16 protein-coding genes and 1 pseudogene are annotated in these 21,760 nt (G+C 73.5%); 11 read left to right on the top strand and 6 right to left on the bottom strand.

Annotated features, from left to right (window positions below; all coding sequences use genetic code 11):
• Positions 1 to 39 precede the first annotated feature (39 nt).
• The 3 genes from OG393_RS13355 (at position 40) to OG393_RS13365 (ending at position 6,884) form a co-directional block, all read left to right on the top strand.
• Entirely contained in the window at positions 40 to 2,637 is a 2,598-nt protein-coding gene (locus tag OG393_RS13355) for a helicase C-terminal domain-containing protein (RefSeq protein ID WP_327374882.1), read from the top strand.
• Between the two features lie 337 nt (positions 2,638 to 2,974).
• Positions 2,975 to 4,627 (top strand): DNA repair helicase XPB, encoded by a 1,653-nt coding sequence (locus tag OG393_RS13360; protein ID WP_327374883.1) that lies wholly within the window; start codon positions 2,975 to 2,977, stop codon positions 4,625 to 4,627.
• 226 nt (positions 4,628 to 4,853) lie between these two features.
• Positions 4,854 to 6,884 carry a HelD family protein gene (locus OG393_RS13365; RefSeq protein ID WP_327374884.1) on the top strand — a complete coding sequence of 677 codons (2,031 nt, stop codon included), beginning with the start codon at positions 4,854 to 4,856 and terminating at the stop codon, positions 6,882 to 6,884.
• 274 nt (positions 6,885 to 7,158) lie between these two features.
• Here the strand turns inward: OG393_RS13365 and OG393_RS13370 are convergent, their stop codons facing one another.
• Together OG393_RS13370 and OG393_RS13375 are read right to left on the bottom strand one after the other, a co-directional pair.
• Entirely contained in the window at positions 7,159 to 8,067 is a 909-nt protein-coding gene (locus OG393_RS13370; protein WP_327374885.1) for an aminoglycoside phosphotransferase family protein, read from the bottom strand.
• A 410-nt stretch (positions 8,068 to 8,477) separates the two neighbouring features.
• Entirely contained in the window at positions 8,478 to 9,167 is a 690-nt protein-coding gene (locus OG393_RS13375) for a copper homeostasis protein CutC (protein ID WP_327374886.1), read from the bottom strand.
• Between the two features lie 322 nt (positions 9,168 to 9,489).
• Between OG393_RS13375 and OG393_RS13380 the strand changes: the two genes are divergently transcribed.
• Together OG393_RS13380 and OG393_RS13385 are read left to right on the top strand one after the other, a co-directional pair.
• Positions 9,490 to 11,760, top strand: a complete 2,271-nt coding sequence (locus OG393_RS13380) for a heavy metal translocating P-type ATPase (protein WP_327374887.1) — start codon at positions 9,490 to 9,492, stop codon at positions 11,758 to 11,760.
• Between the two features lie 140 nt (positions 11,761 to 11,900).
• Positions 11,901 to 12,290 carry a hypothetical protein gene (locus OG393_RS13385; protein ID WP_327374888.1) on the top strand — a complete coding sequence of 130 codons (390 nt, stop codon included), beginning with the start codon at positions 11,901 to 11,903 and terminating at the stop codon, positions 12,288 to 12,290.
• An 83-nt stretch (positions 12,291 to 12,373) separates the two neighbouring features.
• On the opposite strand, the gene OG393_RS13390 is transcribed toward OG393_RS13385, so the two are convergent.
• Together OG393_RS13390 and OG393_RS13395 are read right to left on the bottom strand one after the other, a co-directional pair.
• On the bottom strand, positions 12,374 to 13,000 hold the full coding sequence (locus OG393_RS13390) for a LysE/ArgO family amino acid transporter (RefSeq protein ID WP_327374889.1): 627 nt from the start codon (positions 12,998 to 13,000) through the stop codon (positions 12,374 to 12,376).
• Complete coding sequence (locus tag OG393_RS13395) at positions 12,997 to 13,308, bottom strand: DUF2087 domain-containing protein (protein WP_327374890.1); 312 nt, start codon at positions 13,306 to 13,308, stop codon at positions 12,997 to 12,999. The genes OG393_RS13390 and OG393_RS13395 overlap by 4 nt, the downstream gene beginning before the upstream one ends.
• A gap of 198 nt (positions 13,309 to 13,506) precedes the next feature.
• Here OG393_RS13395 and OG393_RS13400 point away from each other — a divergent pair, with 198 nt between their 5' ends.
• The 3 genes and pseudogenes from OG393_RS13400 to OG393_RS13410 all read left to right on the top strand — a co-directional run bounded on the left by OG393_RS13400 (position 13,507) and on the right by OG393_RS13410 (position 17,411).
• Positions 13,507 to 14,184, top strand: a complete 678-nt coding sequence (locus tag OG393_RS13400; protein ID WP_327374891.1) for an HD domain-containing protein — start codon at positions 13,507 to 13,509, stop codon at positions 14,182 to 14,184.
• Between the two features lie 28 nt (positions 14,185 to 14,212).
• A pseudogene (locus tag OG393_RS13405) lies at positions 14,213 to 14,794 on the top strand (Cmx/CmrA family chloramphenicol efflux MFS transporter); the annotation flags it as partial.
• A gap of 157 nt (positions 14,795 to 14,951) precedes the next feature.
• Complete coding sequence (locus OG393_RS13410; protein ID WP_327374892.1) at positions 14,952 to 17,411, top strand: hypothetical protein; 2,460 nt, start codon at positions 14,952 to 14,954, stop codon at positions 17,409 to 17,411.
• Here the strand turns inward: OG393_RS13410 and OG393_RS13415 are convergent.
• Positions 17,399 to 17,695 (bottom strand): DUF4031 domain-containing protein, encoded by a 297-nt coding sequence (locus OG393_RS13415; RefSeq protein WP_327374893.1) that lies wholly within the window; start codon positions 17,693 to 17,695, stop codon positions 17,399 to 17,401. The two genes, OG393_RS13410 and OG393_RS13415, sit on opposite strands and share 13 nt — an antisense overlap.
• A gap of 75 nt (positions 17,696 to 17,770) precedes the next feature.
• The gene (locus tag OG393_RS13420; RefSeq protein ID WP_327374894.1) at positions 17,771 to 18,127 is read right to left on the bottom strand and encodes a hypothetical protein; all 357 of its coding nucleotides are present in this window, start codon (positions 18,125 to 18,127) and stop codon (positions 17,771 to 17,773) included.
• Between the two features lie 99 nt (positions 18,128 to 18,226).
• Between OG393_RS13420 and OG393_RS13425 the strand changes: the two genes are divergently transcribed.
• Genes OG393_RS13425 through OG393_RS13435 form a run of 3 tightly spaced genes read left to right on the top strand, consistent with a single transcriptional unit; the run spans position 18,227 to position 21,755 of the window.
• Complete coding sequence (locus tag OG393_RS13425) at positions 18,227 to 19,177, top strand: MurR/RpiR family transcriptional regulator (RefSeq protein ID WP_442817303.1); 951 nt, start codon at positions 18,227 to 18,229, stop codon at positions 19,175 to 19,177.
• 53 nt (positions 19,178 to 19,230) lie between these two features.
• Entirely contained in the window at positions 19,231 to 20,163 is a 933-nt protein-coding gene (gene murQ / locus OG393_RS13430; protein ID WP_327374895.1) for an N-acetylmuramic acid 6-phosphate etherase, read from the top strand.
• A gap of 38 nt (positions 20,164 to 20,201) precedes the next feature.
• Complete coding sequence (locus OG393_RS13435) at positions 20,202 to 21,755, top strand: PTS transporter subunit EIIC (protein ID WP_327374896.1); 1,554 nt, start codon at positions 20,202 to 20,204, stop codon at positions 21,753 to 21,755.
• The last annotated feature ends 5 nt before the right edge of the window (positions 21,756 to 21,760 follow it).

The following is a 21,760-nucleotide window of genomic DNA, read 5'->3' on the forward strand; positions in this document are numbered from 1 at the left end:
CCCGACGTTAGCGCCCGCGCAGGGGCTAACGTGGGGCGGATGGGGATCGGTGAGCTCGACCGGGAGGCGCACGTGCCCGCAGGAACAGGTGCCACCGCACCGCGCACGCTCGCGGAGGCGCTGCGCGCCCGCGGTGACGAAGGACTCGCGGCGCTGCTGCGCGCCCGCCCCGACCTGCTCAACCCGGTACCGAACGACCTGACCCAGCTCGCCACCCGCGCGGGCACCCGCGGCTCGGTCGTGCGCGCCCTGGAGCGGCTCGACCGTTTCACCCTCCAGACGGCCGAGGCACTGGCCGTGGCCCCCGACCCCGCGCCCTACCCGGTTCTCCTCGCCCTGCTCACCGGGGACGAGGGGGACCCGGACATCGAGGCGGCCCTGCCCCGCACCCTGGAGGCCCTGCGCGAGCAGGCGCTGGTGTGGGGCGCGGACGACCGGCTGCGCCTGGTGCGCACCGCGCGCGAACTGCTCCTGCCCTCGCCGCAGCACCCCTCCCCGACCGGCCTGGGTCCCACCGTCGCCGAGGCCACGTCCGGGATGTCCCCGGGCCGCATCCAGGAGATCATCGCGACGGCCGGCCTGCCCGCCACCCACGACCCGGTCTCGGCGGTGGTGTCGCTGACCGGGCTGTTCACCGACCGGGAGCGGATGGGAGCCCTCCTGGACACGGCGCCACCGGACGCGCTGACGGTCCTGGACCGGCTGGTGTGGGGGCCGCCGTACGGCGAGGTCACGGCGAACCCGGCCCCGCCGGTTCGCTGGCTGCGCGACCGGGGACTGCTGCTGCCGGCCTCGCCACGGACGGTCGTGCTGCCGCGGGAGGCGGCACTGCACCTGCGCGGCGGCCGGGCGCACCGGGCGCCCGAACCGCACCCGCCGTCCCTGACCGTGCTGCGCGAGTACCGTCCGCAGGTGGTGGACAGCGCGGCGGCCGGCCAGGCGTACACGGCGCTGGCGACGGTCGAGGAGCTGCTGAAGTCGTGGGACCACGGGGGCCCGCAGGTACTGCGTGCGGGCGGCCTGTCCGTACGGGACCTCAAGCGGACGGCGTCCGCCCTCGACGTGACGGAGCAGGCCGCGGCCTTCTGGCTGGAGCTCTGCCACGGGGCGGGGCTGCTCGCCTCGGACGGCGAGGCCGACGAACGCTACGCGCCCACCCCGGCCTACGACGACTGGCTGGACCTGCCGCCGGCCGAGCGCTGGGCCCGGCTCGCCGCCGTCTGGCTCACCGCGACCCGTACGCCCGGCCTGGTCGGCGGCCAGGACCCCAAGGGCCGTACCCTGTCCGTCCTCGGCCCCGACCTCGACCGGGGTCCGGCCCCGGAGGTCCGCCACCGGGTCCTGGCCCTCCAGGCCACCCTGCCGCCCGGCGCCGCGGCCGACCCGGAGTCGCTGCTGGCGCGGCTGCGCTGGGAACGGCCGCTGCGCGGTGCGGCGGCGGGCACGCCCGGAAGCCGGAGCGCCGGTGCGGGGCAGTCCCCCGGCGGACACCCGGGCACGAACCCGCCCGCCCACTCCACGGCCACCGACCCGCGGTCCCGGATCGCCCTGTGGACCCTGACCGAGGGCGAGATGCTCGGCATCACCGGTCGTGGCGTCCTCTCCTCGCACGGCCGGGCCCTGCTCAACCTGCCGCTGACGGAGGCCGCCCCGGAGCCGGTGAACGACGGTGGCGTCGAACCCTCACTGGCCGCCTCGCGCGCCGCGTCCCTCCTCGCTCCGCTGCTCCCCGAGGCGGTCGACCACGTCCTGCTCCAGGCCGACCTCACCGCCGTCGCACCCGGGCCGCTCCGCCGGCCTCTCGCCGACACGCTCGCCGTTCTCGCCGACGTGGAGTCGAAGGGCGGCGCGACGGTCTACCGCTTCACCCCCGCCACGGTGCGCCGCGCCCTCGACGCCGGCCGTTCCGCCTCCGACCTGCACGACTTCCTGACCTCGCACTCCCGCACCCCGGTGCCGCAGCCACTCGCCTACCTGATCGACGACGTGGCCAGGAAACACGGCCATCTGCGCATCGGCGCCGCGTCCGCCTACGTGCGCTGCGACGACGACACGCTGCTCGGCGAGATCCTGGCGGACCGGCGGTCCGCCTCACTGCGGCTGCGCCGCCTCGCCCCGACGGTCCTGGCCGCCCAGACCGAACCGGCGGCGCTGCTCGACGGACTGCGGTCGATGGGATACGCCCCGGCCGCCGAGTCCGCCGAGGGCGCGGTCCTGATCACCCGCGCCGACGTCTACCGCACCGGCCCGCGCACCGCGCCCGCCCCCGTCCCCGACGGCCCGCCCGTCCCCGACCGGACCCTGCTCGGCGCGGCGGTCCGCGCCATCAGGGCGGGGGACCTGGCGTCGACGGCGGTCCGCAAGGAACGCCCGGAGACGACCCCTCCGGCCGGTGGGGCACTTCCGCGTACCTCCGCGGCCGAGACCCTGGCCACCGTCCAGGCCGCCGCGATGACCGGCTCGGCCGTCTGGATCGGCTACGTCAACGCCGAGGGCGCGGCCAGCCAGCGGGTCATCGCGCCGGTGCGGGTGGAGGGCGGCTACGTGACGGGCTACGACCACACGGCGGACGGGGTCCGCACCTATCCGCTGCACCGCATCACGGGCGTCGCGGAACTGGAGGACGACCAGGTCTGACAGGAGGCGGTGCTCCCGGGGCGTACGCACCGACACCAGCCCCGAACGCCACGCACCACCCCAGGGTCGCCAAACGGCCCGCCACAGGGTCCTTCCCCCGTCAACGTGCTGCGAACGGCGCTCAGGGCGGTCTCAGGACGGTTCAAGGGGCGCAGTCCGCACTCTGACGCTCGGGCGAGGTAGAGTTCTCTGTTTCCCGCGAAAGGCGGACACAGATGGCTGCGCGCATTCCCGGCGCATTGGCCGAGACGCCCTCGGGGCGACGGGTATGGGGCAAAGTCCGGGCCGTGGCAGATGTGGTGTCTGTCACGCGGCGATCCTATCTGCGGAGGTACGTGTGTCCTGCCTGATCGTCCAAAGCGACAAGACTCTTCTCCTGGAGGTCGATCACGAGCAGGCCGACGCCTGCCGCCGTGCCATCGCGCCCTTCGCCGAGCTGGAGCGGGCACCGGAGCACATCCACACCTATCGGGTGACCCCGCTCGGCCTGTGGAACGCCCGCGCCGCCGGACACGACGCCGAGCAGGTCGTCGACGCGCTGGTGGAGTTCTCCCGCTACCCCGTCCCGCACGCGCTCCTCGTCGACGTCGCCGAGACGATGGCCCGCTACGGCCGGCTCACCCTCGGCAAGCACCCCACCCACGGACTCGTCCTCACCACCACCGACCGGCCGGTGCTGGAGGAGATCCTCCGCTCGAAGAAGGTGCAGCCGCTGGTCGGGGACCGGATCGACCCGGACACGGTCGTCGTGCATCCCTCCGAGCGGGGGCAGATCAAGCAGACGCTGCTGAAGTTGGGCTGGCCGGCGGAGGACCTGGCCGGCTACGTGGACGGTGAGGCGCACCGCATCGATCTCGCCGAGGACGGCTGGGCCCTGCGCCCGTACCAGAAGCAGGCCGTCGAGGGCTTCTGGCACGGTGGCTCGGGTGTCGTGGTGCTGCCCTGTGGCGCGGGAAAGACGCTGGTCGGCGCGGGTGCCATGGCGCAGGCCAAGGCCACGACGCTGATCCTGGTCACCAACACCGTCTCGGCGCGGCAGTGGAAGCACGAGCTGGTGAAGCGGACCTCGCTGACCGAGGACGAGATCGGCGAGTACAGCGGGACGAGGAAGGAGATCCGGCCGGTCACCATCGCCACCTACCAGGTGCTGACGACGAAGCGGAAGGGTGTCTATCCGCACCTGGAGCTCTTCGACTCGCGTGACTGGGGCCTGATCGTCTACGACGAGGTACACCTGCTGCCCGCCCCGGTCTTCAAGTTCACCGCCGACCTCCAGGCGCGGCGGCGGCTCGGTCTGACCGCGACCCTGGTGCGCGAGGACGGGCGCGAGTCGGACGTGTTCTCGCTGATCGGGCCGAAGCGCTTCGACGCCCCGTGGAAGGAGATCGAGGCGCAGGGCTACATCGCGCCGGCCGACTGCGTCGAGGTCCGGGTCAATCTGACGGACTCGGAGCGGCTCGCGTACGCGACGGCGGAGGCGGAGGAGAAGTACCGCTTCTGCGCGACGACGGCGACGAAGCGGAAGGTGACGGAGGCGCTGGTGCGGAGGTTCGCCGGGCAGCAGATCCTCGTCATCGGCCAGTACATCGACCAGCTCGACGAACTCGGCGAGCACCTGGACGCACCGGTCATCAAGGGCGAGACGTCCAACGCGCAGCGGGAGAAGCTCTTCGACGCGTTCCGCAACGGCGAGATCAGCGTGCTCGTGGTGTCGAAGGTGGCGAACTTCTCGATCGACCTGCCGGAGGCGACGGTCGCGATCCAGGTGTCGGGGACGTTCGGTTCACGCCAGGAGGAGGCACAGCGCCTGGGCCGGGTGCTGCGTCCGAAGGCCGACGGTCACCAGGCGCACTTCTACTCGGTGGTCGCCCGGGACACCATCGACCAGGACTTCGCGGCGCACCGGCAGCGGTTCCTGGCGGAGCAGGGCTATGCGTACCGGATCTTGGACGCGGACGAGCTGCTCGCGGGCGACACCCCGGAGGACTGAGGCGGGTGCCGTCCCCTACGGGGCGTACGGCGCCGGTCCCCCGGCCGTACGCCCCCGGGGGGCGAAGGCCGCGCGGCAGGGCCGTCCGGGTGGGAATTCCGTTCGCCGACGCCTCCGCCCGGAAGCTACACTCACCGACTTCCCGCCTCCCCCCGTGGAGAGCCACCGCCCGGTCGGAAACCGGCGGTCGCCGCGACACACCCGCACACGCTCTGGAGGCACCGCCATGTCCGCGCCCGCACCCGGCGACCCGCTCGCGCGCGAACGCGCCCATCTCGCCGATTCCCGCGCCGCCCTGCGCGCGATGCGCGAGGACGTGGAGGCCCTCGACATCAAGGACGTCACCGCGAACTGGGTCAACTCGCTGGTGCTCGGCCGCCAGATCGAGGAGCGGATCAAGGCGCTCGCGGACCTTTCCCACACCCCGCTCTTCTTCGGCCGGCTCGACTACCTGAGCAGCACGCAGGAGGGACGGCGGTTCTACATCGGCCGACGGCACGTCCACGACGCCGGCGGCGACCCGATGGTGATCGACTGGCGTGCGCCGGTGTCGCAGCCCTTCTACCGGGCGTCGCGGAAGGACCCGCAGGACGTGGGGCTGCGCCGCCGTTTCGGGTACACCGGGGGCGACCTCACCGCGTACGAGGACGAGCGGCTCTCCGACCCCGGGGAGGAGGAGCGGACCAGCAGGCTGCTGCAGGCGGAGATCGAGCGCCCGCGCGTGGGTCCGATGCGGGACATCGTCGCCACCATCCAGCCGGAGCAGGACGAGATCGTCCGGTCCGGTCTCTCCGGCACGGTGTGCGTCCAGGGCGGACCCGGCACCGGAAAGACGGCCGTCGGCCTGCACCGTGTCGCCTATCTGCTGTACGCCCACCGGGAGCGGCTGGCCCGCACCGGCACGCTGGTCATCGGGCCGAACCGGTCCTTCCTGCAGTACATCGAGCAGGTGTTGCCCGCCCTCGGCGAGCTGGAGGTGCGGCAGGCGACGGTCGACGACCTCGTGGCGCACGTCGAGGTACGCGACGTGGACGAGGCGGCGACGGCCGTGGTCAAGGGCGACGCGAGGATGGCGGAGGTGCTCCGCCGGGCGGTCCGTTCCCACGTCACGCTCCCGACGGAGTCACTCACGGTGGTGCGCGGCTCGCGGCGCTGGCGGATTCCTGCGTACGAACTGGAGGAGATCGTCCGGGAGTTGCTGGACCGGGACATCCGCTACGGAGCCGCCCGCGGCGCCCTTCCCCAGCGGGTCGCGCACGCCGTCCTGGTGCGGATGGAGCAGGCGGGCGAGGCGCCGGACGACCGGGTGCAGGACGCGGTGGCGCGCAACGCGGCGGTGAAGGCGTTCGCGAAGGCGGTGTGGCCGCCGGTCGATCCGGCGAAGCTGGTGCTGCGGTTGCTGGGCGACGCCGCGTTCCTGACGGAGCACGCGGAGGGTGTCCTCGACGAGGACGAGCGTAAGCTGCTGCTCTGGGCGAAGCCGGCCAGGTCGGTGAAGTCGGCGAAGTGGTCGGCGGCGGACGCGGTGCTGATCGACGAGGCGCGGGACCTGGTGGAACGGACGCATTCGCTCGGTCACGTGGTGATCGACGAGGCGCAGGACCTGTCACCGATGCAGTACCGGGCCGTGGGCCGCCGCTGCACGACGGGGTCGGCGACCGTCCTGGGCGACCTGGCGCAGGGCACGACGCCGTGGGCGACGGAGAGCTGGGCCGAGGCGCTGGCTCACCTGGGCAAGCCCGCGGCGGTCGTGGAGGAGCTGACGGCCGGCTTCCGTGTCCCGCGCGAGGTCATCGCATACGCCTCCCGGCTGCTGCCGCACATGTCGCCGGGGCTCGCGGCGGTGGAGTCGGTCCGGGAGAACCCCGGCTCGCTGACGGTCCGCGCCTGCGCACCGGAGGCGCTGGACGCGGAGGTGGTGGCGGCGTGCGTCGCGTCCCTCGGGCACGAGGGCTCGATCGGCCTGATCGCCGCGGACGCGCGGATCACACCGCTGGCGGAGGCGCTGACCGCCGCCGGCCTGCCGTACCTGTCACCGGGTGACGAGACCACGGCCGCCTCCCGGCTGACCCTGGTCCCCGCCTCGCTGGCGAAGGGCCTGGAGTACGACTACGTGGTGCTGGACGACCCGGCGGCGGTCGTCGACGGCGAACCCGACGAGCGGACCGGTCTGCGTCGGCTGTACGTCGCGCTGACGCGTGCGGTGTCGGGACTGACGGTTCTCCACTCCTCACCGTTGCCTCCGCAGTTGGCGTAGCCGCGCGTGCCCGGCGGCCCGCGCCGGTGCGGCGTCGTGTGCCCCCGTCGTGCGGACCGGGTGGGCTCGATGCCGCGTCTGCGGACGACCAGGATGATCACTATGACGATGTCGGCCAGGATGAACAGGCCCGCGCCCGGATGCATCTCGTCGGCGACCCGCCGCCTCATGGGACACGGAGACGCCGGAGCGGGATCGGGCGCGGGACCACCCGGCGGCCCCTGGCGTTTCTCCGGTGGCGGAGGAGGCGGGAGCGGCGGGGTCCGCCCGTGCGTCATGCCCCGGCGGCGTACTCGCCGAGCGCTTCGGTGAAGGTGCGGCGGGCGACGGTGGCCAGGACCGGGTTCCCGACCCGGTAGTGGTGCTCGGTGACCAGGCCCCAGCACAGCGCCCAGCCGCGCCCGCGGGCCCAGGTGGCGTCGTCGACCCGTGCGGCTTCCCGGAACAGCGGCCGGGTCTCGGGGGTCAGCAGGGTCCAGGCGACCATCATGTCGCAGGCGGGGTCGCCGGTCCCGACGCCGCCGAAGTCGATGACGGCGCTGAGGCGCCCGGCGCGGCCGAGGAGGTTGCCCGGCAGCAGATCGCCGTGGACCCAGACCGGGTCGCCCCGCCACTGGGGGAGGCGGAGCACCGACTCCCACGCCTCGGTCACCAGGGCCCGGTCGGCCGTGCCGTCGCCGTCGAGGGCGCGCAGGGCGCGCTCCGGCTGGTCCCCCGCCCACTCGGTGATCCGGCCGCCGCGGAAGGAAGCCGGGCCGCCGTCGGCGTCCACCGCGCGCAGGTCCCGTCCGAAGCGGCCCAATGCCTCTGCCGCGTGGGCGAGATCGTAGATCGGCGCGGTGAAGGCGTCGTCCCCTTCGAGCCAGCCGTACACCGACCAGGGCAGTGGGAAGTCCTTCCCTGGCAGGCCGAGACCGAGGGGCACCGGCACGGGCAGCGGAAGACGCGGGGCGAGGTGGGGCAACCAGCGCTGCTCCTTCGCGACCTGGCGGGCCGCGCCGGGCGCGCGGGGCAGCCGGACGACGAGGTCGTCGCCGAGGCGGTACATGGCGTTGTCCGTACCGGCCGAGGGCACCGCGCGGACCGCGAGCCCGGCCCACCGGGGGAAGCGGTCCGCGACGAGTCCGCGGACGAGGTCCTCGTCGATGTGCGGTTCACCGGTCTTCTTCCTCGGGTCGGCCATGACCCGGGACGGTAACCGGCCGCGGCGCGCGGCGGCCACCACATAAATGCGGGGCCCACGGCCACGGGGCCCCGGAGCCACCGGGCACCCCCCCCGGTCGCTCCTGACGCTCTGGTCGCTCCGACGACGCCCTCTCGGAGCGGAACCAGCGGGAGGCGGAGTCGGCGGGAGCGGAGTCGGCAGGTGGCCGGACCCGCCGGTTCCGGAACCACCGGATTCCATCCGCGCGGCGGCGAGGGCGTGTGGGGGAAGTAGCCCCGTCCGCCCGGAGGGCGGGGCCCGCGGCGCCTGGTGCGTGCGACCGCGAGGCGGAGGATCGTCCTCGTACCGGGCGTACTCGGATGACTCCGACAACGCGGCGAGCGTGCGTACCAGGCGTCACGGGCCGGGAGGGACTCCCGCGACACGTCCTAGGCGTCCAGCGCCTCGCGCCAGGTGCGGACCGCGTCCGCCGAGACCGGGGCGGCCCAGCCCTGGGGGCGGGCCGCGCCGCCGATGTGGAACGCGCCGAGGCCGGCGGCCCGCAGCGTCGGCAGGTGGTCGAGGCGGAGGCCGCCGCCGACGAGGATCTGCGGCTCGTAGCCGGGTTCGTCGCCGCGGGCCGCCTCGGCGCGCAGGACGGGCAGGCCGTCGTCGACGCCGGTCGCCGCGCCCGCTGTGAGGTAGGTGTCCAGGCCCGGGAGGTCCGCGAGTTCCTTGCGCAGCGCGTCGCGGTCGCCGGCGCGGTCGATCGCCCGGTGGAAGGTCCAACGGCAGCCGTCGAGTACCGCGAGAAGGCGTTCGACCGCCACCAGGTCGGGCGCCCCGTCCTCCGTCAGGAAGCCGAGGACGAACTCGTCCGCGCCCGCGTCCCGCAGGTCCCGCGCGCGGTCGACCAGCGCGTCCACGTCTCCGGCCGCGAACCCGTCGGTCAGCCTGAGCATCACGCGCAGCGGGATGTCGACCGCGGCACGGATCGTCTGGAATCCGGTCCGGGAGGGGGTCAGCCCGTCCGCCGCCATGTCGGTGACCAGCTCGAGGCGGTCCGCCCCGCCGGCCTGGGCAGCGACCGCGTCCTCCTCGTCGAGGGCGATCACCTCCAGCACTGCACGGTTGCTCATTGAGCCCATTCCTCCAGGGATGACGACTTCTACAGGTCTAGTCCATTCCCCAGCCTAGCCGTGCCCGTGACCTCCCGCACCGCGCATCGCACTCCCACGCCCGGGCGACCGTCGCACCCGACCCCGGGAATACCCCTAAGAGGTATGTGATCCACCTGTCGGAACGCCTTGCACCCAATACCGCCTGGGGGTATACATGACCAGAGAAAAGATACCCCCCTAGGGTATCTACTACCGCACCGCGCACCGACGTGCCTCGTATCCCTGACGACCGGGTGACACCCGCCGGAAGAGAACCGAACCCAGAGGAGAAAGGCCCCTCATGACCACGACCACGTCCGGCGCCACCCGGGTCGAACTCGCCATCGGCGGCATGACCTGCGCCTCGTGCGCGGCCCGCGTCGAGAAGAAGCTCAACCGCATGGACGGGGTCGAGGCCACCGTCAACTACGCCACGGAGAAGGCGTGGATCACCTTCGGCGCGGACGTCACCACCGCCGACCTCGTCGCCACCGTGGAGGCCACCGGCTACACCGCCACCGCGCCACGGCCGGAGCGCCCCCGGGGTGAGGAGTCCGGCGGCGACGGCCCCTCCGGCGAGGAGCGGGCCGAGGAGGAACTGCGCCCCCTCAGACAGCGGCTGGTCACCGCCGTGACCCTCGCCGTCCCGGTCGTCGCGATGGCGATGATCCCGGCGCTCCAGATCGAGTACTGGCAGTGGCTGAGCCTCACGCTCGCCGCGCCCGTCGTCGTCTACGCCGCCTGGCCCTTCCACCGGGCCGCCTGGACCAACGCCCGCCACGGGGCGGCCACCATGGACACGCTCATCTCGGTCGGTACGACCGCCGCGTTCCTGTGGTCGCTGTGGGCGCTGTTCTTCGGCACCGCCGGAACACCCGGGATGACCCACCCCTTCGCCTTCACCATCGCCCGCACCGACGGCGCCGGGAACATCTACCTGGAGGCCGCGGCCGGCGTCACCGCCTTCATCCTGGCGGGCCGGTACTTCGAGGCCCGCTCCAAGCGCAAGGCCGGGGCCGCCCTCAGAGCCCTGATGCGACTCGGTGCCAAGGAGGTCACCCTCCTGCGCGGGGGTCAGGAGATCACCGTGCCGACCTCCGAACTCCTGGCCGGCACCCGCTTCCTGGTCCGGCCCGGCGAGAAGATCGCCACCGACGGCGTCGTCGTGGAGGGCTCCTCCGCGGTGGACACCTCGATGCTCACCGGCGAGTCCGTACCGGTCGAGGTGTCCGTCGGCGACTCGGTGACCGGCGCCACCCTGAACGCCGGCGGCCGGCTCGTCGTGCGGGCCACCCGCGTCGGCTCCGACACCCAGCTCGCCCGGATGGCGAAGCTGGTCGAGGACGCCCAGAACGGCAAGGCCGCGGCCCAGCGGCTCGCCGACCGGATCTCCGCCGTCTTCGTCCCGGTGGTCATCGCGCTCGCGCTCGCCACCCTCGGCTTCTGGCTCGGCACGGGTTCCGGTCCGACCGCGGCGTTCACCGCGGCCGTGGCCGTACTGATCATCGCCTGCCCCTGCGCGCTGGGACTCGCCACCCCGACCGCCCTCATGGTCGGCACCGGCCGCGGAGCCCAGCTCGGCATCCTCATCAAGGGACCCGAGGTCCTGGAGTCCACCCGCGCGGTCGACACCATCGTCCTGGACAAGACCGGCACCGTCACCACCGGCCGGATGACCCTGCTCGCGGTCCACACCACCGCGGACACCGACGAGAGCGAGGTCCTGAGGCTCGCCGGCGCGCTGGAGCACGCCTCGGAGCATCCGGTCGCCCGCGCGGTCGCGGCCGGCGCCGCCGAGCGGACCGGCACCCTGCCCACGCCCGAGGACTTCGCCAACGTCCCCGGCCTCGGCGTCCAGGGTGTCGTCGAGGGCCACGCCGTCCTCGTCGGCCGCGAGAAGCTGCTCGACGAGTGGGCGGTGGAGCTGCCCGCGGAACTCAGGTCCGCCAAGGCCGAGGCCGAGCGGGCGGGCCGGACCGCCATCGCGGTGGCCTGGGACGGCGAGGCGCGCGCCGTCCTGGAGGTCGCGGACGCCGTCAAGGAGACCAGCGCCGAGGCCATCGCCCGACTGCGCGCGCTCGGCCTCACCCCGATCCTCCTGACCGGCGACAACGAGGCGGTCGCCATGTCCGTGGCAGCCGAGGTCGGGATCGACGAGGTCATCGCCGGGGTCATGCCGCAGGACAAGGTCGACGTCGTCAAGCGGCTCCAGGCGGAGGGCCGTTCGGTCGCCATGGTCGGTGACGGGGTGAACGACGCCGCCGCGCTCGCCCAGGCGGACCTGGGCCTGGCGATGGGCACCGGGACCGACGCGGCCATCGAGGCCGGCGACCTGACGCTCGTACGGGGAGACCTGCGCGCCGCGGCCGACGCCATCAGGCTCTCCCGCAGGACCCTCGGTACCATCCGCACCAACCTCTTCTGGGCCTTCGCCTACAACGTGGCCGCCCTGCCGCTCGCCGCGGCCGGACTGCTCAACCCGATGATCGCGGGCGCCGCCATGGCGTTCTCCTCGGTCTTCGTGGTCGGCAACAGCCTGCGCCTGCGCGGCTTCCGGGCCGCCGACGCGTGACACGGAACCCGGAGGAACGCCCGGCCGGGAACGAACCGGCCGGGCGCAAGCCTGTCGGGGCGCGGGCGGGCCGGCGCCATGTCGGTGGGGTACGCCGCAAGTACCCACGCGCCGGGCCGCCTTCTGCCTACGATCACCCCATGACCCCGCCCCAGACGCCCACCGTGCCCCAGACGCCGCAGCGGTCCTCCTTCCCCCTGCCTCAGTGGCCGTGGGAGTCCGTGCTCTCGATCGGGTCCGTGGGCTCGATCCTCTCGATCGGCTCGGTGGGCTCCACGCTCTCGATCGGCTCCGTCGGGTCCGTCCTGTCCGTCGGGTCGGTCGGCAGCGCGCTCTCGTTCGGCTCGATCGGGTCGGCTCTCTCGCTCCTGTCCACCGGGTCCTGGCTGAGCACCGGCTCGCTGCTGTCGGCGCAGTCGCGGTGGTCCGTCCTGTCCTACCGTTCCCAGCGGGGCTTCATGGCGGTCGGCGCGGTCGCGGCGCTCACCGGCATGACACTGCTGAGCGCCCGCAGGCACGGCGCCCGCTGAGCGACGCCGCCCGCGCCCCCGCACCCCCGCACCCCCGCACCTTGGGGCCGCGCCGACGACCCGGGCTTCGCGACGCGCCCCACCTAGACCACCAGCGTGATCGCCAGGCCGGTGATCAGTGCGCTCGACAGCAGGGCCGTCGCCAGGCGCCCGCGCGGACCGGCCGGCCCCCGCCCCAGCAGTGCCCCGCCCGTGGCCAGGAAGAGCTGCCAGCTGGCGGAGGCGAGCGTCGCGGCCAGCACGAACGCGGCGCGGGCCGTCGTCGTCGGCGGCGCCGAAGGGCCGGTGGCCAGGACCAGGGCCGCGAAATAGATCACCGTCATCGGGTTCAGGACCGTGAGACCGAGGAAGGTCAGGTAGGCGCGCGACGGTGTGAGCGGCTTCCCGCCGCCGTCGCTCGTGGCGCTCTCGCGCGCCCGGTGGGTGCGCAGTGCCGTCAGGGCGCCGCGTGCCGCCAGGAACACCAGCAGCGCCGCCGACGCCCACCGCAGTGGAGCCATGACGGGGGTCAGGAGCGGGACGAGCGCCGCACCGCCCAGGACCGCGATCAGGGCGTAGAGCCCGTCGGCCGTGGCGATGCCGAGCGCAGCGCCCGCGCCGGTACGCCAGCCCGTGCGGGCGGTGACGGCCACCAGGTAGACGCCGACCGCCCCGATCGGGATCGCGATGCCGTAGCCGGCGACCAGGCCCGCCACGAACACGGCGGTCACGCGACGGAGAGGGCCGCGCCTTCGGGGGAGCCGGGCCGCTGCTGTCGGCGGTAGGCCGAGCCGTCCTTCGTGCGGGAGAGGTGGCCGCCGACCACCAGATGGCGGCGGAGGGCCGGGAAGTCCGGGTGGACGGTGCGCAGGGCCTCGTTGACCTCCCGCTCGGTGAGGGAGCGGGCGGGCTCGAAGAGCGACGCGGCGAGATGCGCGAGGAGTTGTTCGCGGCGGGCGGGCTTGCGCGGGATGCCCTTCAGGCGTCCGTCGGCGGTGAACAGGTCGTCCAAGGGGCCCGGCACGGCAGGGGAGGTCATGGCCGGAAGAGTGGCGCCTCGGACCCCTTCCCGGCAACGGCTTTTCGCACGCGCGCAGGCCGCCGCCGGGCGCGTACACGCGGCGGCGGCGGTGCCTTCGCGGAACGCCGCGTCCCGCACCCGGGACCGTTCCGTGGACACGGGGACAACGCGCCCGGGAGGCCGCGCTCTCACCCGGCGGAGCGGCAGAATGTCTCCATGACCGCCGAAGAACAGCACGCGCACGACCACGAGCTGCTCCAGCGCTGGACCTCGACCCTGCGCGCGGCGCGCGCGGGCCGTACGGGGCCGGACCCCGCGCCGTACGGCCGGAACCTGCTGGCCCGCTGGTCCGAGCCGCAACGCCGCTACCACACGGTGGACCACCTGCGGGCGGTCCTGAACCGGATCGACGAACTGGCCGATCTCGGTGGAGAGGGAGGGGAGCTGGAGCTCGTCCGGCTGGCCGCCTGGTTCCACGACGCGGTCTACCGGCCGGACCGCTCGGAGAACGAGGAACGCTCGGCCGCACTGGCCGAAAAGGCCCTGACGGAGGCCGGCCTGACGGTGCACGAGGTGGCCGAGGTGGCCCGGCTGGTCCGCCTGACGGCCATCCACGACCCGGCGGAGGGCGACCTCAACGGCGAGACCCTGTGCGACGCGGACCTGGCGATCCTGGCGAGCGACCCCGAGACCTACGCGAGGTACACGGCGGCGGTCCGCGAGGAGTACGCCTTCGTCCCGGCGGACGCCTTCCGCGAAGGCCGCGCGGCGGTCCTGCGTCATCTCCTGGCGCTCCCCCGCCTGTTCCGCACCCCGTACGGGGCGGCGGCCTGGGAGTCCGCGGCGCGCGGCAACATGGAGCGCGAGCTGAGGGATCTCACCACGGGGCCCTGAGGACGGCCGAGCCGCTGGACGGTTTCCCCGGCTGCCCCGCAACACGACCCTCGTCACCCTGATCGGCGTCTTCCGTCTCGGCCAGGTGGCCGGCGCGCTCGCGCCGAACCACACGGTCCTCTTCGCCTCCCGCGTGGTGAGCGCGCTCGCCTGCGCCGGCTTCTGGGCGGTCGGTGCCGCCGTCGCCATCGCGCTCGTCGGTGTCGTCACCCGTGTCCCGCACATTCCGGCACCCGGGACCCGCCCCGTCCTCCGCCGCGAACGGGTCATCTACCGCGACCGCCAGGTGCTGCTGTCGGTCCTCGTGACCGCGCTCGCCGCGGGGGGCGCGTTCTGCGCCTTCTCCTACCTCGCCCCGCTCCTCACCGACGTCTCCGGCCTCGACGCGGGCTGGGTCTCCGGTGTCCTGGCCCTCTTCGGCGTCGGCGCGCTGACCGGTACGTACCTCGGCGGCCGGATCGCCGACGCGCACCTCTTCGGGGTGCCGCTCAGCGGCATCACGGCGTCGACCGTCTTCCTGGTGGGGCTGGCCGTCTTCGCTACCGGACCGGTGGCCACGGTCACGCTGACCTTCCCGCTCGGCGTGTCCAGCTTCTTCACCGCCCCGGCCTCCGCCGGGCCAGGGCCCGTTCGGGAAGCCGCCCCCGAAGCCATGAGTCCCCGCACGTGGTGCGACGATCTTCGTCGCACCACACACAGGGGGTTCCATGTCTTCTTCTTCCTCTCGTCCGAATCCGACCAGACGGGCGAGACACGCCTTCCGGTCCGTGGCGTTCGCGCTCGGCGTGCCGCTGACCGGCCTCGCCACGCTGCTCTTCCCGGCCGGCACCGCGGTCGCCGTACCGGCCGTGCACCCGGCGGCGGTGACCGCGGACTGTGTGCCCGCCGCCATGGGCCGTCACACCGGCGAGTTCACCGCCGCCGGGCAGACCGTCTGCCTGGAGCTGTCCAGCCCGGAGGGTGCGCGCATCGCCGGGCTCACCTCGCGCGGCGGCGCCGGGACCGAGGTCACCGTCGACGTCGTCGACGCGACCGGTACCGCGCGGTGCGACCAGAGCGCGCTCGCCGCCGGGTCCTGCGCCCTGACCGGCACCGCGCCGTTCCGCGCCCTCGTCCGTGCCGTCGACTCCGACGCCACCGGCCCGTTCGGCCTCCACCTGATCCGTACGGACAGCCCGCGGACCGACGCCTGCCCGGTCCTGCCCGCCGGCTCCTTCTCCGGTGACGCCGCCGCCGTGGCGATGGAGACCGGGGACGGCGTCTTCTCCCACTGTCTGACGATCCCGGGCGACGCCCATGCCGCCGCCGAGCTCTTCCGCTTCCGCTACGCCTTCCCGGACGACATCGAGGAGTTCCCGGACTACGCGGTCTCGCTGGTCGACACCGCGGGCGACGGTCCTTCCTGCACCACCCATCCCACTCCCGGACAGCAGCTGCGCACGGACATCCTCGTCAGTTGCTCCCTCACCCCAGGAGGGACGTACACCGTCCTGGTCGAGGGACAGGACCAGGCGGCCACGCACACCGTGGAGCACCACGACGTGACCTCGTCGGCCGAGGGCTGCGCCGCGACCGCGGCGACCGCCGTCGGTGCCCCGGCCGTCGCCGGCGCCTCCGGTGCGAACGGCACCCTGCGCTGCCACCGGATCACCACCGACGCCGAGTCGGACCGTCTGCTCCTCGACGCGCGGGACGCGAGGAACTCCACCCACATCCTGGTGACGAAGGCCGGCGGAGAGATCGCCTGCTATCTGCAGGCGTCCGAGTGCCTGACCGAGGGGTCCACGAGCTACCAGGTCGTCACCCAGGTGCCGCAGGACTGGACGCTGCCGGACGGCTACCGCCTGGACGCCTGGCGCGTGGCCACCGCGGCCGGTCCCGCGCCCGAATGCACCCGGGCCGGCTCGGTCGCGTACGGGTACGGTCCGGTGACCGGCACCCTTTCCGAGGAGCGGACCGGCATGTGCGCGGTCCTGCCGACCATCGCCGGTGACCGCTTCCTCCAGTCCATCACGTCGACGGACGGCGGGACGGTCACGCCGAAGCCGGCGATCTACAACAGCACGGGGCGGAACCTCTGTTCAGGTGATCGCTGCCAGGCCCTCGACCAGAGCGTCTTCTTCCTCTCGCTGCCCGACGGTGCCGACCGGACGGCGTACCGCGCCGAACTCGTCTGCGACAACGCGCCGTGCGGTCCGGAGGACCATTCCGTCGGCACGGTGACCCCGGCCACCGCGCAGAGCGGCACGGTCGCGACGCTGACCGTGACCGGAACGGCGCTCAGCAAGCACACGACGGTCCGACTCTCGAACGGTGCCACGCGGCTGACGGGCACCACCACCTGGGTCGCCGGCGACGCCCGCACGCTGAAGGCGACGGTCGATCTGCGGGGTGCGGCGCCGGGCGGCTGGGACGTCTCCGTCCTCATGTACGGCAGTTCTTACGCGCGTGGCTCGCTGACCGTGACCCCGCCCGCGGTCTCCGGCTCCACCTTCAAGCCCCTCACCCCCACCCGACTGATGGACACCCGCACCGGACTCGGCGTCCCCAAGGCCAAGATCGGCCCCCGAGGCACCGCCACCCTCCAGGTCACCGGCACCGCCGGCATCCCCACCACCGGCGTCACCGCCGTCGTCCTCAACGTCACCGCCACCAACCCCACCACCAGCAGCTACATCAGCGCCTACCCCAACGGCACCACCCGCGCCGGCGCCTCCAACCTCAACGTCACCACCGGCCAGACCATCCCCAACCTCGTCATCGTCCCCGTCATCAACGGAAAGATCAGCTTCTACAACCACAACGGCACCGTCGACCTCCTCGCCGACGTCTCCGGCTACTACACGACCGACACCACCGGCTCCACCTTCAAGCCCCTCACCCCCACCCGACTGATGGACACCCGCACCGGACTCGGCGTCCCCAAGGCCAAGATCGGCCCCCGAGGCACCGCCACCCTCCAGGTCACCGGCACCGCCGGCATCCCCACCACCGGCGTCACCGCCGTCGTCCTCAACGTCACCGCCACCAACCCCACCACCAGCAGCTACATCAGCGCCTACCCCAACGGCACCACCCGCGCCGGCGCCTCCAACCTCAACGTCACCACCGGCCAGACCATCCCCAACCTCGTCATCGTCCCCGTCATCAACGGAAAGATCAGCTTCTACAACCACAACGGCACCGTCGACCTCCTCGCCGACGTCTCCGGCTACTACACGTCGTAACGCGGGAGGATCGCTCCAGGCGCCGGCCGGCCCTTCGGCCGGCGCAGGCCCGCTTCGGTGATCCGGCGGACGAGTTCCTTGGAACCGATCTCGATCGCGCCCGCGGCCACCGCGTCCGCGTACCGCTCGGACGGGATGTCGTAGTGGTCGCGCTCGAAGGCCCGGGGCGGGGCCCCGATCGAGGCGGCGAAGGCGTGGAGTTCGTCGTGTGACACGTCGCTGACCAGGTGCGACCACATCCGTCCGTGGCCGGGCCAGGTCGGCGGGTCGATGTAGAGCGCCACCTCAGGCCGCCGTCCGCTCGGTATCCGCCGCCGGGCCGGGGGCCGTGCTCCCCGCGGGCGCGCCGAGCGCGCCCGTCACCTCAGACCGCCGACCGGGGCGACGACCACGCCCGCCTTGCCGCACACCCAGTGCGGGTCCGGGCCCAGTTCCGGCTCGACGTCCAGGGCGTGCGGGTCGCCCGTGGAGCAGACCGGGCACAGCGGCCAGCGTCCGTGGTTCTCCAGCAGCGCGTCCTGGACGTCCTGGGCGATCAGACCGGCCACGTACGCGATGCCCTCGGGCCACTGCTCGACCCACCACCGGCGGTGCGCGACGGAGTCCTCCACCATCGAGACCACCTCCGCCGCGGCCACCTCGCGGGCCGCCAGATCGGCCAGTACCAGGGCGCGGGCGGCATGGAGCGCCTGCTCCAGGGGGTCGATGTCGTCCATGGATTCATTGTCACCCCGTGAGCGCCACGGGCGAAGGCCGCGCCCGGGCCGGTGACCGGCGGTCTTGACGCCCCCCGCGACCGAAAATACCTTTCATTTGTGACCAATGACGTGAAGGAAACTTTCACCGGGGTGGACATCAGTCGCGGCTCAGCCGTCGGCGGCGGAGCCGCGCCGGCGCCCGCCGCCCTCGCGGCAAAGGTGCGCACCCTCGCGCCGTCCATGACCCGTTCCATGCAGCGCGTCGCCGAGGCCGTCGCCGGGGACCCGGCCGGCTGCGCGGCCCTCACGGTCACCGGTCTGGCCGAACTCACCGGTACCAGCGAGGCGACGGTCGTCCGCACGGCCCGCCTCCTCGGCTACCCGGGCTACCGTGACCTGCGCCTGGCGCTGGCGGGTCTCGCCGCCCAGCAGCAGTCCGGCCGGGCCCCGTCCGTCACCGCCGACATCGCCGTCGACGACCCGGTGGCCGACGTGGTCGCGAAGCTCGCCCACGACGAGCAGCAGACCCTCGCGGACACCGCCGCCGCACTCGACACCGTCCAGCTCGGCGCCGCCGTGACCGTCCTCGCCGCGGCCCGCCGCGTCGACATCTACGGCGTCGGCGCCTCCGGCCTGGTCGCCCAGGACCTCGGCCAGAAGCTGCTGCGCATCGGTCTGATCGCCCACGCCCACAGCGATCCGCACCTGGCCGTCACCAACGCCGTGCAGCTGCGCTCCGGCGACGTCGCCATCGCCATCACGCACTCCGGCTCGACCGGCGACGTCATAGAACCGCTCCGGGTCGCCTTCGAGCACGGCGCGACCACGGTCGCGATCACCGGGCGCCCGGCCGGGCCGGTCACGCAGTACGCCGACCACGTCCTCACCACCTCCACCGCCCGTGAGAGCGAACTACGCCCCGCGGCCATGTCGTCCCGCACCAGTCAGCTCCTGGTGGTGGACTGCCTGTTCACCTGCGTCACCCAGCGGACGTACGAGACGGCGGCTCCCGCCCTCGCCGCCTCGTACGAAGCCCTGGCCCACCGACACGCCCCGCGCAACCGCTGAACACGCCGACGACGTCGACGGCGACGTCGAAGCACCGAGAGAGCCGCACCACGATGACTTCCACGTACTCCGCCCTCCAGGCGCAGCTGGCCGCGCTCACCACCGAGGCGTTCCGCCCCGAGCTGGCCGAGATAGACCGGCTGCCCACCGCCGAGATCGCCGCCCTGATGAACGGCGAGGACAGCGCCGTGCCCGTCGCGGTCGGCGCCCGGCTGCCGCAGATCGCCGCCGCGATCGACGCCACCGCAGCCCGGATGGCGCGCGGCGGGCGGCTCGTCTACGCCGGCGCCGGCACCGCGGGCCGGCTCGGGGTCCTCGACGCGAGCGAGTGCCCGCCCACCTTCAACACCGACCCCGCGCAGGTCGTCGGCCTGATCGCGGGCGGCCCGCCGGCCATGGTGCGGGCGGTCGAGGGCGCGGAGGACTCCCGGGAACTCGCCGCCACGGACCTCACCGCTCTCGGCCTGACCGGGCTCGACACGGTGGTGGGCGTCTCCGCCTCCGGCCGCACCCCGTACGCCGTCGGCGCCGTGGAGCACGCCCGCCGGACGGGGGCCCTCACGATCGGCCTCTCCTGCAACGAGGGCAGCGAGCTCGCCGACGCCGCCGAACACGGCATCGAGATCGTCACCGGTCCGGAGCTCCTCACCGGATCGACCCGACTGAAGGCCGGAACGGCCCAGAAGCTCGTCCTCAACATGATCTCGACGATCACGATGATCCGGCTGGGCAAGACCTACGGAAACCTGATGGTCGACGTCCGGGCCTCCAACGAGAAGCTCCAGGCCCGCTCACGGCGGATCGTCTCCCTGGCCACCGGCGCGCCGGACGGGCGGATCGAGGGCGCGCTGGCCGCCGCGGACGGCGAGGTGAAGACCGCGATCCTGATGATCCTCGCCGACATCGACGCCAGGGCCGCCGGCCGGCGTCTGACGGACTCCGGGGGGCATCTGCGTGCGGCTCTGAACGCCGACGACACCTCCTGAGTCGCCCCCCACCCCCCGCACAGCGAGGCATCCGCACCATGAGCACAGACGACAAGAACCGCGCCATCGCCGCCGCGATCCTCCCTCTCGTCGGCGGCGCGCGGAACATCGGCTCCGTGGCCCACTGCATGACCCGGCTCCGGCTCGGGCTGCGGGACCGCTCGCTCGTCCGGCACGAGGCCCTGAAAGCCCTGCCGTCCGTGTGGGGCGTGGTGGAGGACGACACCTGCCAGATCGTGCTCGGTCCGGGCACGGTCGCCCGGGTGGCTCCGGAGTTCGAGGCGCTCGTGGCCGCCGGCGCGTCCGGGTCACCCGCCGTGGAAGGACCGGCGGACGGCCCGGAGCGGGAAGCGAAGGACAGCCCGGGGCGGGAAGCGGGGCGGGGTCCGGCGGGCCTGCCCGGCACCGGGGACCTCGCGGCGCGGGGCGCGGCGCTGCGGGCGGCCCGGCGGCGGCGGAACGCCACCCCCGTCAAGCTCTTCCTCCGCAGGATCGCGAACGTCTTCGTGCCCCTGATCCCCGCCCTCATCGGCTGCGGCGTCATCGCCGGCCTCAACGGTCTGCTGGTGAACCTGGGCCTGCTGCCGTCGGTCACCCCCGCGCTGGCGGCCGTGGCGAGCGGTTTCATGGCGCTGATCGCGGTCTTCGTCGGCTACCTCACCGCCGGGGAGTTCGGCGGAACACCGATCCTGGGCGGCGCGGTAGCGGCGATCATCGTCTTCCCCGGCGTCGCGAAGATCGACGCCTTCGGCCGGACGCTCTCCCCCGGGCAGGGCGGCGTGCTCGGCGCGCTGGGCGCCGCGCTGCTCGCGGTGTACGTCGAGAAGGCGTGCCGGCGCCGGGTTCCCGAGGCCCTCGACGTCCTGGTGACGCCGACCCTCACCGTCCTGGTCTCCGGGCTGGTGACGGTCTTCGGACTGATGTTCGTGGCCGGCGCGGTCTCGGCGGCCATCGGCGACTTCGCCGACTGGCTGCTCACGCACGCGGGCGCGGGCGCGGGCTTCGTCCTCGGCGGCCTGTTCCTGCCGCTGGTGATGCTCGGCCTGCACCAGGCCCTGATCCCCATCCACGCCACACTGATCGAGCAGCAGGGCTACACCGTGCTGCTCCCCGTCCTGGCGATGGCGGGGGCGGGCCAGGTCGGTGCCGCGATGGCCGTCTATCTGCGGCTGCCGCGCAACGGTTCGATCCGCCGAACCATCCGGTCGGCCCTTCCCGCCGGATTCCTGGGCGTGGGCGAACCGCTCATCTACGGCGTCTCGCTCCCCCTCGGCCGCCCCTTCGTCACGGCCTGCGTCGGCGGCGCGTTCGGCGGCGGCTTCGTCGGCCTGTTCAGCATGCTGGGCGACAAGGTCGGTTCCACGGCCATCGGCCCTTCGGGCTGGGCCCTCTTCCCTCTCCTCGACGGCAACAAGGGCTTCGGCGAGACGCTCGCGATCTACACGGGCGGGCTCCTCGTCGGGTACCTGGCCGGTTTCGTGGCCACCTACTTCTGGGGTTTCGGCAGCGCCCTCCTGGAGGAGTTCGACGTGGACACCGAGCCGCCCACGGTGACCTCCGAGAGCGGCGAACGGGTGCCGACGCCCGCCTGAGGACC

The sequence above is a fragment of the Streptomyces sp. NBC_01216 genome (genome assembly GCF_035994945.1).
Taxonomy (GTDB): Bacteria; Actinomycetota; Actinomycetes; order Streptomycetales; family Streptomycetaceae; genus Streptomyces.

What these genes read in the sequence shown, in the direction of transcription:
- OG393_RS13380 (WP_327374887.1), top strand. Translation starts at nt 9,490, where the DNA reads ATGACCACGACCACGTCCGGCGCCACCCGGGTCGAACTCGCCATCGGC.
- OG393_RS13395 (WP_327374890.1), bottom strand. Translation starts at nt 13,308, where the DNA reads ATGACCTCCCCTGCCGTGCCGGGCCCCTTGGACGACCTGTTCACCGCC.
- murQ (WP_327374895.1), top strand. Translation starts at nt 19,231, where the DNA reads ATGACTTCCACGTACTCCGCCCTCCAGGCGCAGCTGGCCGCGCTCACC.
- OG393_RS13400 (WP_327374891.1), top strand. Translation starts at nt 13,507, where the DNA reads ATGACCGCCGAAGAACAGCACGCGCACGACCACGAGCTGCTCCAGCGC.
- OG393_RS13355 (WP_327374882.1), top strand. Translation starts at nt 40, where the DNA reads ATGGGGATCGGTGAGCTCGACCGGGAGGCGCACGTGCCCGCAGGAACA.
- OG393_RS13435 (WP_327374896.1), top strand. Translation starts at nt 20,202, where the DNA reads ATGAGCACAGACGACAAGAACCGCGCCATCGCCGCCGCGATCCTCCCT.
- OG393_RS13365 (WP_327374884.1), top strand. Translation starts at nt 4,854, where the DNA reads ATGTCCGCGCCCGCACCCGGCGACCCGCTCGCGCGCGAACGCGCCCAT.
- OG393_RS13385 (WP_327374888.1), top strand. Translation starts at nt 11,901, where the DNA reads ATGACCCCGCCCCAGACGCCCACCGTGCCCCAGACGCCGCAGCGGTCC.
- OG393_RS13420 (WP_327374894.1), bottom strand. Translation starts at nt 18,127, where the DNA reads ATGGACGACATCGACCCCCTGGAGCAGGCGCTCCATGCCGCCCGCGCC.
- OG393_RS13370 (WP_327374885.1), bottom strand. Translation starts at nt 8,067, where the DNA reads ATGGCCGACCCGAGGAAGAAGACCGGTGAACCGCACATCGACGAGGAC.
- OG393_RS13375 (WP_327374886.1), bottom strand. Translation starts at nt 9,167, where the DNA reads ATGAGCAACCGTGCAGTGCTGGAGGTGATCGCCCTCGACGAGGAGGAC.